The sequence below is a fragment of the Flavobacterium sp. B114r genome (genome assembly GCF_056824125.1).
Window position 1 is genome coordinate 3,776,441 of the sequence record NZ_CP124858.1, and the last position, 14,758, is coordinate 3,791,198.

The 14,758-nt window shown below is 34.9% G+C and carries 13 protein-coding genes; all 13 read left to right on the forward strand.

What is annotated here, in order from left to right:
• The first annotated feature begins 22 nt into the window (after positions 1 to 22).
• Positions 23 to 1,063 carry a CgeB family protein gene (locus tag QLQ94_RS16015; RefSeq protein WP_271337325.1) on the forward strand — a complete coding sequence of 347 codons (1,041 nt, stop codon included), beginning with the start codon at positions 23 to 25 and terminating at the stop codon, positions 1,061 to 1,063.
• On the forward strand, positions 1,056 to 2,654 hold the full coding sequence (locus QLQ94_RS16020) for a hypothetical protein (protein ID WP_482497783.1): 1,599 nt from the start codon (positions 1,056 to 1,058) through the stop codon (positions 2,652 to 2,654). Before QLQ94_RS16015 ends, QLQ94_RS16020 begins: the two co-directional genes overlap by 8 nt.
• Positions 2,655 to 2,941: 287 nt before the next feature.
• Positions 2,942 to 4,102: a glycosyltransferase gene (locus QLQ94_RS16025; protein WP_271337323.1), complete on the forward strand. Its 1,161-nt coding sequence runs from the start codon at positions 2,942 to 2,944 to the stop codon at positions 4,100 to 4,102.
• 96 nt (positions 4,103 to 4,198) lie between these two features.
• Entirely contained in the window at positions 4,199 to 5,371 is a 1,173-nt protein-coding gene (locus QLQ94_RS16030) for a glycosyltransferase (RefSeq protein WP_482497785.1), read from the forward strand.
• Positions 5,372 to 5,917: a WcaF family extracellular polysaccharide biosynthesis acetyltransferase gene (locus QLQ94_RS16035; protein WP_427402912.1), complete on the forward strand. Its 546-nt coding sequence runs from the start codon at positions 5,372 to 5,374 to the stop codon at positions 5,915 to 5,917. It abuts the gene before it with no gap.
• Between the two features lie 10 nt (positions 5,918 to 5,927).
• A complete protein-coding gene (locus tag QLQ94_RS16040; protein ID WP_482497787.1) occupies positions 5,928 to 6,893 on the forward strand; it encodes an NAD-dependent epimerase/dehydratase family protein in 966 nt (321 codons plus the stop codon).
• A 76-nt stretch (positions 6,894 to 6,969) separates the two neighbouring features.
• Complete coding sequence (locus QLQ94_RS16045) at positions 6,970 to 7,713, forward strand: glycosyltransferase family 2 protein (RefSeq protein WP_482497789.1); 744 nt, start codon at positions 6,970 to 6,972, stop codon at positions 7,711 to 7,713.
• Positions 7,714 to 7,739: 26 nt separating this feature from the next.
• On the forward strand, positions 7,740 to 8,177 hold the full coding sequence (locus QLQ94_RS16050; protein ID WP_482497791.1) for a VanZ family protein: 438 nt from the start codon (positions 7,740 to 7,742) through the stop codon (positions 8,175 to 8,177).
• Positions 8,170 to 9,570 carry an exopolysaccharide biosynthesis polyprenyl glycosylphosphotransferase gene (locus QLQ94_RS16055; RefSeq protein ID WP_482497793.1) on the forward strand — a complete coding sequence of 467 codons (1,401 nt, stop codon included), beginning with the start codon at positions 8,170 to 8,172 and terminating at the stop codon, positions 9,568 to 9,570. Before QLQ94_RS16050 ends, QLQ94_RS16055 begins: the two co-directional genes overlap by 8 nt.
• A 17-nt stretch (positions 9,571 to 9,587) precedes the next feature.
• Positions 9,588 to 9,776, forward strand: a complete 189-nt coding sequence (locus QLQ94_RS16060; protein WP_271337316.1) for a hypothetical protein — start codon at positions 9,588 to 9,590, stop codon at positions 9,774 to 9,776.
• 95 nt (positions 9,777 to 9,871) lie between these two features.
• Positions 9,872 to 10,636 carry a polysaccharide biosynthesis/export family protein gene (locus QLQ94_RS16065; RefSeq protein ID WP_482497794.1) on the forward strand — a complete coding sequence of 255 codons (765 nt, stop codon included), beginning with the start codon at positions 9,872 to 9,874 and terminating at the stop codon, positions 10,634 to 10,636.
• A 7-nt stretch (positions 10,637 to 10,643) separates the two neighbouring features.
• A complete protein-coding gene (locus tag QLQ94_RS16070; RefSeq protein WP_482497796.1) occupies positions 10,644 to 13,007 on the forward strand; it encodes a GumC family protein in 2,364 nt (787 codons plus the stop codon).
• A 15-nt stretch (positions 13,008 to 13,022) separates the two neighbouring features.
• The gene (locus QLQ94_RS16075; RefSeq protein ID WP_482497798.1) at positions 13,023 to 14,747 is read left to right on the forward strand and encodes a phospho-sugar mutase; all 1,725 of its coding nucleotides are present in this window, start codon (positions 13,023 to 13,025) and stop codon (positions 14,745 to 14,747) included.
• Positions 14,748 to 14,758: the final 11 nt, after the last annotated feature.

Here is a 14,758-nt window from a genome sequence, read left to right on the forward strand (position 1 = left end):
TAGTTGTAAAACATAAAATAAAGTGAAGATATTATCTATAGGAACCATGTCAGGCTTGTCGAATACTTGCTTGCACCGTCATTGGGCATTAGAAAAGATTTCAGACGAAATTGATGTGGTCAATACACGTATAAAACCCATTTCGATCTGGTTTCGAATTGCTTATCGGTTGTTTCAATATGGTCTGCCGATCAGATTACCGGATAACTCATCTGCCAACAAAAAAATAAAAGAGTTTATAAGTAAGGCAGTCAAATCTCCTTATGACATTGTATGGATAGACAAAGGAGTTACGATAAACAGCAAAACATTGAGGTATATCAGGAAGTTATCGCCCAATGCAAAGATTGTTAGTTATTCGCCGGATAATATGGCATTACGACACAATCAGAGTCAAAATTATCTCAATTGTATTCCGCTTTATGACATACACTTTACCACAAAATCCTATATTCTTCAGGATATGCAGCGTCTTGGCGCCAGAAAAACAGCATTTACGAACAAGCATTACGAACAAACGTTTCATTATCCGCGAAATCTTAGCGAAAATGAAATTCAGCGATTAGGCGGCGATGTTGGATTTATTGGTGCGTGGGAAAAGGAGCGTTGCGATAGTATTTTGTATTTAGCAAAGAATGGAATAAAAGTTAAGGTTTTTGGTGATAAAAAATGGAATGACTATAAAACTGAAAATCTCGAAATAGCACCGGGAATTTATTCAGAAGATTATTCTAAGGCATTGCAGGCATTTAAAATATCCCTGTGCTTTTTAAGAAAAATGAATTCTGATACGCAAACTTCCCGAACAATGGAAATTCCTGCCTGTGGCGGTTTTATGCTGGCAGAGAGAACAACGGAACATCTGGATTTGTTTAGCGAAAATAAAGAAGCCGTTTTTTTCTCTAATGATGAGGAACTGTTAGAAAAATGCCGCTATTATCTGATTAATGAAGAAGAACGCAAACGAATAGTCGAAGGTGGAATACTGAGGTGTAAAACTTCTGGATATTCTAACGAAGAATCAATAAAAAGAATGTTGAAAATTGTAGTAAATAATGACTGATAACACAGAAACACGAAGGAAAGGAACTGCTTTGAAATCAGTGAGTAAATATATTGATGTTATAGTATTACTTTCTATAATTGGCGAAATATTTTTCTTTCCGTCATGGCATAATTTTTCGGGTTGTGTTATGACAGTAATAGTCTGGCTTATCTTTCGTAATTTTTTCTTTAAAAAGAGAATCATACTCGAACATCCATTTTCTTTTTTGGCATTTTCGTCTATTTTTCTGGCAAGCTTTATTCCTTTGCCGGCAACATTGATCGAGTCAAAACCCATAACATATGGTTTTCAGAATCCTTATGAAACTTTCTTTTATCAGACACTGATTTTTATGGTTGCTTCATTAGCGTTTTATGCTGTTGTTTACAAAAAGAGAAGGACTAATAATATCATACAGCGTACTTTATACAAACTTAATTTTTTCGAAACAGAACCTTCTACATTATGGATTTTGGGATTAATAGGCTTATTGGCAAGGATAAAAAGTCTTGCTGTAGTCAACGAAGTGCAATATGGAGACGCGGGAAACAAGTTTCTCGAAGGATTAGTCTATCTGCAATATGCTCCTATAATTATGTTTTTCCCCACATTATCGGGACTTCCATACAATAAACTCCGCAGTAATCTTGTGGTCATTTATGCTTCGTTAACGTTTGTACTGAGTTTTGCGGCAAACAGCCGTCAGCAGATGATTTATCCCATCTTTACGATGCTGTTATTGTTTATACTTTACCTCTTAAAGGATAATATTTCTATTTTCAGCCTTCTTTCGCCCTGGAAAATTGGAACAATCGTCTTTTTTATATTTTTTGGATTAGGATTTTTATCTGATGTTTCCTTAGCGATGCTTGCCAACAGAAAAATTCGTAATGACGTTAGTCGGAGTGAACTTCTGGACAACACAATTGAGACCATGCAAAATGACAAGCTGATGGAAAAGCTTAGAAATACCTCGATAGAAGTACAGGACAATGTTTTTAGCTATAGCAGGGGCTGGGACGAAACCTATTTGAATAATTTTATGATTAACAGATATGGGAATGCAAGGGTTGTCGATCAGACCTTATATTATGCGAATAAGATTGGATATAACAATAAGAAAATGCAAAAGAGTTTTTTCGAAAAGACACTGGCTATTTATCCGCTTCCATTTTTATCCGCGTTGGGAATTGCTGTTGATAAAGAAGAACTGCAATATTCTCCGGGCGATAAACTTTATTTTACCGGTACACATACGCCTTCTGCGTTAGGCGGATTCCGCGTTACAAGTCTGGTAGGAGATGGCTTAGCAACATTTGGTTATTGGTGTTTCCCAATTGTGTTTGTGTTATTATTTGCCTCCTTTACCTTGATGGATAGCCTCGTGTTGTTCAAAAATGGCGCAATATTATTCTCTACACTCGGTCTAATAAATATATTTGGTTTCCTGGGCATTTTCCGGAATTCTATTAGTTGCATTGTTCCGCTGGCATATATATTACGAGGATTTTGGCAGCAATGTTTTACTTTTTGGATATTGGTTTTCATGATTAAACTGATACAAATACCTAAAAAAAGAAAAAGAGAATTATATCAGAGACCGTTTTAAGTGATCAAATATTTGCGCAATGCAATTGGTTTAAACACATGAGACATAGCTGTTGCTAGACGAAAAAAGCGTTTCACTCAGATAAAATATACAAAGTTACTATGCGAAGAAATCTCTATGTGTTTAAGTAAAACTTGTATGCTCAGAATAAAATAAAAAGCCGTAGTAAATAATCAAAGTATTAAAGTACTCCATAATAATTCATTAAATCTTTGCTTTAAGAAATTGGTTTTAACCCATATAAAAATAGCTATTTACAACTAAATAAAGCTATAGACAATATCATCATGAAAATAGTGTTATTTACCCATCCTGCTTTTGTCGGATCACAAAGTATGCCCAGATATGCAAAAATGCTAGCCGATGGTATGCAGCAAAAAGGCTACGAAGTACTGACCTGGAAACCGGAGCCTTTCTTTTATAAATTGCCATTTTCTCCCATTAAAAAATGGCTAGGTTATATAGATCAGTATCTTGTTTTTCCTTTAAAGGTAAAATCGAGATTAAAGAAATGTTCTAAGGATACAATTTTTGTCTTTGCAGATCAGGCTTTAGGTCCATGGGTACCATTAGTAAAAACAAAGCCGCATATTATTCATTGCCATGATTTTTTGGCACTGAATTCAGCTTTAGGGAATGTTCCGGAAAATCCTACTAGTGGAACCGGAAAAATCTATCAGGATTTTATTAGGAAAGGATTTTCTAAAGGAAAGCACTTTATATCCATATCAAAAAAAACTCAGGATGATCTGCATGAACTCCACGAAGGCAGTATTACATCATCAGTAGTTTGTTATAATGGTTTAAACAGAGAGTTTAAAGTCTTAGACGCCCATTCGTCCCGTAATTCTCTGGACAATTTTTTGAATATTGATTTATCTGCAGGTTATGTTCTGCACGTTGGCGGCAATCAGTTTTATAAAAACAGGATAGGTGTAATTGAAATTTACGATGCCTGGAGAGCCACTACAGATGTCGTTTTACCACTTTTATTGGTAGGCGCAAAACCTGTGGACAAGCTAAAAGTAGCATATGAAAAATCTTTGTACAAAAAAGACATTCATTTCGTAACAGGGCTCGAGGATCAATATATTAATGCGGCTTATTCAGGAGCAACTTGCTTATTGTTTCCGTCTCTCGATGAAGGCTTTGGCTGGCCAATAGCAGAAGCAATGGCATGCGGCTGTCCGGTAATAACCACCAACAGAGCGCCAATGAAAGAGATTCTGGGTTCTGCTGATTTTTTTCTAGTCGAAAGACGCCCTTTTGAGTGGGTTTTAGCTGAAGAATGGAGTGCAAAAGCCTCGAATCAAATTACCAGAATAGTAAATCTTTCAGATGCCGAAAGACAGGAATGTATTACCACAGGATTAGAATCGATTAAGAAATTTGATACTGATTTGTTTTTGAATCAATTAGAAAAACAATATCAGAATATATTAAAGTAATACAATATATAAATGTTTATAAAATGCTTTATTAGTGATAATTAAGGTGTGTAAAATTTATAGTATTGATATAAACCAAAGAACCATAAACCAGAAATGAAAGTACTCAGAGTTATCACCTCCATGAATCCAAAAAGTGGAGGTCCGTGTCAGGGAATACGTAATGTAAATCCTTTTATTGAGCAATTAGGCACAGAAGTCGAAGTAGTATGTTTGGATGATGCAGAGGAAGAATACACCACAAAAGATGATTTTATTATTCATAAAATAGGAAAAGGGAAAACGTCTTATCAATATCAGCCTTTGTTGTACGATTGGCTCATAAAAAATGCTTTAGGTTACGATGTTGTAATGGTTCATGGACTTTGGCAGCATTATAATTTAATGGTTTACAAGGCGATTAATACTTTAAAGAAGTCTTACAAAAAAGCTCCAAAAGTGATTATTATGCCGCATGGTATGCTAGACCCTTATTTTCAGACAGCGGCCGACAGAAAATGGAAGGCATTACGCAACGAGTTGGTTTGGTTTTTTATAGAAAAAAAATGTATTAATCAGGCAGATGCCATTTTTTATACCTGTCAGGAAGAATTACAGCTGGCAGCAACAACTTTTGAAGGATATAACCCTAAAAAGGCTATTAATGTGAGCTACGGAATTCAGGCGCCACCAGTTAGAAAGCCAGAATTTAGTACTGCTTTTTATAAAAAATGCCCTGAATTATTACAAAAGGAATATTGGCTTTTCCTAAGCAGGATTCACGAAAAAAAAGGAGTCGATTTGTTAATTCAGGCTTACAACGAACTTTCTGTAAATAATCCCGCTCTTCCGGAATTAGTAATTGCAGGACCAAATGAGTCTGCCTACGCACAGGAAATGATAAAAATGGCAGCCGATAATCCGAAAATTCATTTCTCGGGAATGTTGCAGGGAGATGAAAAATGGGGCGCTTTCTACAATTGTCAGGCGTATTTACTACCAAGTCATCAGGAGAATTTTGGTATTGCAATTGTCGAAGCACTGGCTTGCGAAAAAGCAGTTTTAATTACGGATAAGGTTAATATTTACAGAGAGATCGAAGATGGCGGTGGAGGATTTGTAAGTGCCGATACCTTTAACGGTGTTCTTGGAGTATTAAAAAAATGGGAGGCATTGAGCAAAAACGAAAAAACAGAAATGGGCAAAAATGCATTTTTACTCTATCAAAAACATTTTGATGTAAAAAGCACTGCCCAAAGATTAAACCAAGTTTTAAAATCACTTATTTAAATGATTTATCAGGATTTAAAAGAATTTTCAGTACCCAAAACATTTCGCGGAAAATCTAAAATTACAGTACAATTATGGTGGATTGTACAAGGAACATTGTTTGCATTATCTCCTCAGTTTTTTTACGGATGGCGCCGTTTTCTTCTTCGGATGTTTGGCGCAAAAATAGGAAAAGGGGTATTACTAAGAGCTACTGTTAAGGTTACGTATCCGTGGAATATTGAGATTGGAGATTATAGCTGGATAGGCGAGGATAATGTTTTGTACAGTCTAGGCAAAATAAAAATAGGAAGTCATGTTGCCTTAGCACATAAAGTCTATATCAATACAGGAGGACACGAATATGATAAAGTTTCTTTTGATATTTTTTCAGAACCGGTAGTCATCGAAGACGAATGCTGGCTTACCAACGATGTTTATGTTGCTCCGGGCGTAACCATAGGCAAAGGATCTATAATTGCCGCCCGAAGTTCAGTATTAAAAAGTATGCCTGGTGGTAAAATTTGTGTAGGAACCCCTGCTATTGCGATAAAAGACAGAATATAAAAATATAAAAATGGCCAAATTTTTAATTACCGGAGGATCAGGATTTATAGGGACGAATTTGATTACTAAATTACTGAACGATAATCATCAGGTAGTAAGTATTGATAGTAAAGAACCTAAGCTAAAGGAACATAATAAGATTTATCAAAAGGTAAATTTATGCAATAGGGAAGAGTTAGAAAGTGTCATACTTTCCTATGATCCGGCGTATGTAATTCATTTAGGAGCCAGAACAGATCTAAACGGTAAAACATTAGAAGATTATGATGCTAATATTGGTGGTGTAGAAAACCTGCTTTATGTTTTAGATAAATTAAAAAATCTAAAAAAAGTAATCTTTGCTTCGTCTATGTATGTTTGCCGACCGGGATATGTACCTCAGGACTTTAATGATTTTGCCCCTCATACGATTTACGGAGAAAGTAAAGTGCTGACGGAGAAAACTATAACCAACTGGAATCCTGAATATACCTGGACTATTGTAAGGCCAACTTCTATTTGGGGACGCTATTTTGACGAACCTTACAATCTGTTTTTTAAAATAGTGCTTTCCGGAAAGTACTTTCATATGGGCAGTAAAGCGTGCAAAAAAACATATGGTTACATCGATAATTTTATTTATCAATTACTGTCAATTATTACTTCAGAGAAAGATCACGTAGACCAGAAAATATTTTATCTAGGCGATTATGAACCGTATGATATTACGTCCTGGGCAGATGAAATTGCGGCTACTAAAAGTATAAAAATCCATAATGTACCCTATACTGTTTTTGTAATGACCGCTTTGTTTGGTGATTGCCTGAAATTAATCGGAATTAAATTTCCCATGACCAGCTTTCGATTGAAAAACATGACAACAGATAATTTTTTTGACTTATCTGAGATTAAAAAGTTAGCTCCTCATTTGCCTGTATCCAGAAGTAAAGGCACTAAGATAACAGTAGACTGGATGGTTGAGAGTAATAGTCTGTAACTGTTTTTATTGCTTAATTCATTTCTGATTATGTGCTATAATAATAGCAACCAACACGTTAATAATAATATAATTTATGAAAGTTTCTATAATCACGATTTGTTACAATAGAAAAAAAACTATTGCCCAATGTATAGAAAGTGTTCTGAATCAGAACTATACTAATATCGAATACATCGTAATCGACGGAAATTCGACTGATGGTACAAAAGGTATTATTCAGGCATATTCGGATAAAATCAGTCAATATATTTCAGAACCGGATAAAGGTATGTATGACGCTATCAATAAAGGTTTGAAAATGGCTACAGGAGATATTATAGGCTTAATGCACTCTGATGATGAGTTTTATGATACTGTTGTGGTGAATAAAATTGTAGATGCTTTTGAGAGTAATACACAAATTGAAGGAGTTTATGGAGACGGTATATACGTTAGTAACGATGCCGAGGAAAAAGTGGTCCGTAACAGGATAGGAGGAGAGTATGATTTTGAAAAACTAAAAACAGGCTGGCTGCCTTTGCACCCAACGGTGTATTTCAGGAAATCTGTAATCGATAAATTAGGAAGCTACGATCTAAACTTTAAAATAGCTTCAGATACAGAATTTCTGCTTCGCTATTTGTTTGTAAACAAGATCAAATTAGATTACCTCAGAACCTATGTTGTAAAAATGAGAATGGGCGGATTAAGCACTTCTTATAAAAGAGCTTTCGAGGTATTACATGAAGATTATAGAATCTATAAACACCATGGTTTATCAGCATTCAGAGCTGTTTTTCTAAAGAAATTATTAGCCCTTAAACAGTATATCAACTAATTTTTCAATTACCCGATTAACATAGAATGAAAACAAAAAATGTATGGAAAAAAAGTACCATTATTATTTTTTTGCTGGGATGTATTGGTAGTATTTTTTATTACTCATGGATTCATAATCCGGGCTTGGAAACCGAAACGTATTTACCGCTCTGGATCAGGGAATGGAGCAATGAGTACTATAATTTGCGAACAGCGGTTCCTTTTGTAGTCCTGGGCTTTTTATTAGAAGTATGGCAAAGACTTTCTACTGTTTCCGGTTCTGTAAACAGATCTCCTTTTCGATTGAAAACCTTAATAATAATTACTCTGGTGGTTTGTCTGGCAGAGGGTGGGCAATTTTTTATAGCAACGCGCCAACCTGATTTCATGGATATTTTCTTTGGAATTTCAGGAGGCATTTTGGGTTGCTTCGTGTATCATTTAATTCAAAAATTCAACTTATTATTTAGTAAAAATGCGTAACAGACATAAATTTACTTTTATTTTTTGCAGTATCCTATCTGATTTTTTTGCGATAATCGGAGGGATCTTTCTCTTTTTCAATTTTACAGAAGAAGCTTCTGTACAATGGAATCTTTTTGTTGTTGAAAACAGCTATCTTTTTGCTATAGTGGGCTGGTTATTAGCAGCGTTGTATTTTAATTTGTACCGGCTCGATACTATTTTTAGCCTGACTACTTTTTATCGCAACAGCTGGCGTGTATTTCTAAGTCAGTGTATCTTATGGCAGGTTTATCTTCTTGTTTTTCAGGGCGCCAGTGAGTATCGATTGGCAATAGGTGCTAATTTATTACAATTCAGCTATTTACTTCTTTATCTGTTTGTGTCCAGAATTATTTTTACGCTGGTTTTAAATAACATTAAAAAATTCATAAAAAAGCCTTTTATAGTAGCCATTTGGGGGTTTAATACCACAAGTATACAATTAGCCTCAAAACTGGAGAGCAACGCTTATTTTTATGATTTTCCCGGAATTATCAATGACATCAACGAAGAGAGTTTTACAGATAAATCAACTTTTGGAGAAGCGCTTTCAAATGCTATTCTGCGAGCTTCAGGAAACGGTATTCAGGAGTTGTATATTGTTGTAAAACCACAATTTATAAATGACCTGAACAGCTATTTTGAATTGGCAGACAGATATTGTCTGCGATTGAAATTTGTTCCTGATCTGTCTACGATTTCAAAGTCCTCTTTTAGCAGTTCTAATTTCGAAAACTTTCATGTTATACGTCCCCGACACGAACCCTTGCAAAACGCATACAATCGATTAGTCAAACGCATATTTGATATCTTTTTTAGTTTTTCAGTACTGGTTTTTATATTGTCATGGCTATATCCGCTAATGGCGATCATAATCAAAAAGCAAAGCAAAGGCCCTGTTTTATTCAAACAGCTTCGAACAGGAAAAAAGAATGAAGCTTTTTGGTGTTACAAATTCAGAAGCATGACTGTCAATACTCAAAGTGATAGTTTGCAGGCACAGAAAGAAGACGCAAGAGTTACTCCCATAGGAAAATTTATTAGACGGACTAGTATTGATGAACTGCCTCAGTTTTTTAATGTTTTATTAGGAAACATGAGTGTAGTAGGACCTCGTCCTCATATGCTCAAGCATACACAGGACTACAACGAACAGATTAACAATTTTATGGTGCGCCATTTTGTAAAACCCGGAATTACCGGTTTGGCCCAGGTTTCAGGTTATAGAGGAGAAACCAAAAAGGTCTCAGATATGCAGCGAAGAGTAAAGGCTGATATCGATTATTTGCAAAATTGGAGCCTCATAAAAGACATTAAGATTTGTGTATTAACCGTGATTGTAACCCTGAAAGGGGATGAAAATGCTTTTTAAACTTAAAAAAAAATGTTATGAATATTACCATTACCTCTTATTTAGCCGGTTTTATTTCCGGCGTTTCTATTGCCGGTTTCTTTATTGGCAAAGAATTATATCGCTTTTATGTAAAAGACAAAGTGCAGAAAAAACAGCTGCATCGATTGTCTAAATTGAATGATAACATGAAAGCGAAACAAAAATTCCAGTTAGAATCCAATTAGAGATTAGTTCATTCTAATCAATTGATTCTATGCTTATCTAAGTATTGTGAAACCGCAATACTAGTTCTGTCTTTTTTAACCCCATAATTTAAAATATGAATCGTTTACCCCACATTTTATTTCTTATCGTTATTCTGTTTTCTTCCTGTGCCACGAGAAAAGATATTATCTATTTTCAGGACGCTAATAATTACGCTTCGGTTGCGACCTCTGTAAAGAGTGTTTTAGTACAGCCAAATGATATTTTGAGCATTCGAATTGGTGCTCTTGTACCTGAAACTGCTTTACCGTATAACATACAAACAGGAAACACAGCAACCAATTCTACATTAGACCTGCTAAAAGTTCAGGGATACCTGATTACTCCTGAGGAAACAGTGGTATTGCCAATTTTAGGATCTGTAAGCACAGCAGGATTATCTGTAACTGATTTAGAAACAAAAATTAAACTAGAACTCGAAAAAGGAGGACATTTAGTAAATCCTACTGTTGCGATTCGAATTCTGAATGCTAAAGTAACGGTTCTGGGCGAAGTAAAATCACCGGGTACTTATACCTTTTTAGAGCAATCACTCTCTGTTCCGCAAGCTTTAGGATATGCAGGAGATTTAACGATAAGTGCCAGGCGAAATGATATTTTATTGATTAGGGAGTCGGGTGGTAAGAGAATAATGATGAATGTTGATTTGACAACTGCAAACTGGATGAATAATCCGCAATATCAGATTCGCCAGAATGATGTATTAATTGTGAACCCGAATGACGCAAAAGTAAAGACAGCAGGATATATAGGCAGTACAGGAACCGTACTTACAATTGCGTCTTTGATATTAAGTTCTATTATATTATTAACCAGATAAAAAGCTCATGCACACAGATAAAAATGAATATTTTGACTCAATGGAAGAAGAAAATTCTATTCAGTTAAAACAAATGATGAATAAATATTTAAGGTATTGGCCCTGGTTTTTAATCACGATTTTAATAGCACTTTTTACCGTTTTTGCGTATTTGAGATATGCTGATGTTATCTACAGATCAGAAGCAAAAGTAAAATTATTACTGGATAAGGAAAGTTCGAATTTTACATTAGATGTGACGAAATTATTTAATAAATCAAACATCAATTTAGAAAATGAAATCGCTTTGTTCAAATCCGTTCACCTTTCTGAACAAGTGGTTAAAAATTTAAAACTGAATGTAGAATATTATTATAATTCGACAGTAAAATCCAAACAAATATTCAATGCGCCATTTGTAGTCAGCTACAATGATAATATAACAAAGCTAAAAGATGCCGTACAATACACCATCAAAGTAACCCCAACGGGATATACTATTTTGGATGTCTTGTCCGGACAAAAGTTTGATATAAAAGGATATACTTCTACAAAAAAAATTCCTAATTTACCTATAAATATAAAACCGGCTTTAGGAGCAATAATTACAAAAAGTATAGACCTGAGCTATAATGTGGTGCTAAAACCGCTTAATAAAACTGCACTGGAACTTAGTAATGCATTTGAAGTCGATGCCGAGGGAAAAGACAGTGACATTCTTTCTATCTCATTAGAAGGAACTAATGGTCCTCAGTCAGAAGCGATTATCAATAACTTGATTCATGTTTTTGAGGCCGATGGTATTACGGATAAACAAGAGGTTTCGCGCCGAACAATTAATTTTGTCGACGATCGATTTGTCTACTTAAGAAAAGAACTGGATTCTATAGAAAGTTCTAAAAAAGAATACAAAAGAAGCAATAATCTGAGTTTTATTCAGGAAGATGCCGGTTCAAGTATTGTACAGAAAACAGCAAAAGAACAAGCTTCATTTGATATAGAATCTCAATTATTATTAGCAGATTTGCTTAAAAAAAGCATCGAATCCCAGAAAGCATTTGAGCTTTTACCGGCAGATATAGGCATACAAAATCCTACGATCAATCAATTGGTAGCAGATTATAATACAGCCGTTTTATCTTATCAGAAACTGCAGACCAGCGCAGGAAGCAACAATCCTTCTATTCAGCTTTTGGTAAGCACACTGGTAAGTTTAAAAAACAATATTATCAATTCTGTAAAAGGGTTCAGGCAACAATTAAAAACAACCCTCGTTCAGAGCGAAACAGCCCAAAAAGCAGCTGATGGTAGTTTTGCCTCCATTCCTGAAAAAGAAAAAGTATTGCGAAGTATCGAACGTCAGCAAAACCTAAAAGAAAGTTTGTACCTGTTGTTGCTTCAAAAACGAGAAGAAGCCTCTATCAATTTAGCTGTTACCGTAGCCAATACTAAAATTATAGACTATGCTATAACAGATATTTATCCGGTTTCTCCTCAAAGAAGCAAGATTGTTCTGATCGCTTTATTTTTAGGAATGGTCATTCCGTTTACAATTTTATTTATCATTTTTAAATTAGATAATAAAATATACACAGCAACAGATGTTGAAAACATAGCAGGAAATGTACCTATTTTAGTAGAGCTGCCTTCGCTAAAAGAAGACAAGGATTCTTATGTTCAAAATTTAGAAGCCTTTCGAACTTTAGCGCACAATACTAATTTTATTACCCCTTATACTGAAGATCAGAAAGGCAAAGTAATATTTGTGACTTCCTCTATAAAGGCAGAAGGAAAAACTTTCGTTTCTTATAATTTGGCTACTGCCTATTCACATCTGGACAAAAAGGTCATTGTTATAGGCGCTGATTTTAGAAATCCGCAATTGCACAGGCATTTGGATAATGTAAGTAAAGACACCAAAGGATTTAGTAATTATTTGCACGATGGCACACTGCAATGGAGAGACTTATTGCACAGTAACGACGACAAGGAATTTCCATTTGATCTTTTCTTATCCGGAATTATACCTCCAAATCCAACCCTGTTATTATCTAATCAGCGTTTTGAAAAGTTTATTAATGAGGTAAAAGAAGAGTATGACATTATTATATTCGATACACCGCCAACCTTATTGGTTAGTGATACCCTTATGATTTCTAAGTATGCTGATACGAGCTTATTTGTACTGCGTTCCGGAGTAACAGAAAAGAACCTGATTTCGTATTCTAAAAAGCTATTCAAGGATAAAAAAATCATTAATATGGGATATGTACTCAATGATATTGATTTTACTTCAAGTTATGGTTACGGATACAACTACGGTTATGGCTATGGGTACGGAAAAGAAGTAGTGAAGAAATCATGGTTTCAAAAATGGAAAAGAAATAAATAATTGAACGTAATCCAAATGAATTTAGCAATAGGTATTTTAAAAGAAGCACAAGAATGGTTAACGCCTGTTTTTGATAAAGAAACACAGGATAAAGTAAGTGAAATGATGGCTTCATCTCCGAAAGAATTAAAAGAAAGTTTTTATAAAAATCTTGAATTTGGTACAGGCGGAATGCGCGGCGTAATGGGAGTTGGAAACAATCGTATCAACAAATATACGTTAGGAAAAAGTACTCAGGGATTGTCGAATTATTTGTATAAAGTATTTCCGAATCAAAAACTTAAAGCAGTTATTGCCTATGATTGCCGCCATAATAGTGATACACTGGCAAAAACTGTCGCTGATGTTTTCTCAGCAAATGGCATTCAGGTCTATTTATTTTCGAGTCTTAGACCTACACCAGAATTGTCTTTTGCCTTAAAATACCTCAACTGTCAATGTGGGATTGTACTAACAGCATCTCACAATCCGCCGGAATACAATGGGTATAAAGTGTATTGGGAAGATGGCGGTCAAATTGTCCCTCCTCAAGATGCTGAAATTATTAAAGCCATTGAAGATTTAAAATACGACCAAATTAAGTTTGAAGCAAATGAAGATTTAATTGAATATATCGATACTGAAATTGATCAGGCTTTTGTGAAATCATCGGTTCAAAATGCAAGTTTTAATACCTCTAAAGAGGCCAAAGATGATCTGAATATTGTTTTTACGTCATTGCACGGGACTTCGATTACGGTTGTACCCGATACATTAGCGTTGGCGGGATATAAAAACGTACATATTGTCGAAGAGCAAAGAGTACCAAATGGAGATTTCCCCACGGTAAAATCTCCAAATCCGGAAGAACCAGAAGCCTTAACAATGGCTTTGGCATTAGCAGAAAAAACCAACGCCGACATTGTTATTGGCACCGATCCTGATTGTGATCGTTTAGGAGTAGCAGTTCGTGATAATCAAGGAAAAATGGTTTTACTAAACGGAAATCAATCCATGATTTTAATGACTGCCTTTTTGTTGGAACAATGGAAAAAAGCAGGAAAAATAAACGGCAAACAATTTATTGGTTCCACTATTGTTTCGACTCCAATGATTATGAAACTGGCAAACGCTTATGACGTTGCATACAAAAGTGGTTTGACAGGTTTTAAATGGATTGCCAAGATGATCAAAGATTTTCCTGAACTCGAATTTATTGGCGGAGGAGAAGAAAGCTTTGGGTATATGGTAGGAGACAGCGTTCGCGATAAAGACGCAGTTGCTGCAAGTTTATTAATTTGCGAAGTGGCTGCCCAGGCTAAAGCAAATAACAGTTCTGTGTACAAAGCATTATTGCAGCATTATGTAGATTTTGGTTTTTATAAAGAACATTTGATCTCTATTACAAAAAAAGGAATCGACGGATTGGCTGAAATCAATGCGATGATGGTGAATTTAAGAGAAAATCCTTTAAAGGAAATTAACAATCAAAAAGTAGTGAAGGTTGAGGATTATAAATCATCGTTATCACTTAATTTACTGAACAACGAATCAGAAATTATAAACATGCCCAAAGCCGATGTCCTGATTTATTATACAGAAGATGGTTCTGTAATTTGCGCCAGACCAAGCGGAACTGAACCAAAAATTAAATTCTACATCAGCGTGAATGAAGAATTAGATACAATAGAAAATTTTAAGGGCATTGAAGACATACTGAATGAAAGAATAAAAAACATAAGTACTTCAATGCAATTATAAAAAACAAACTG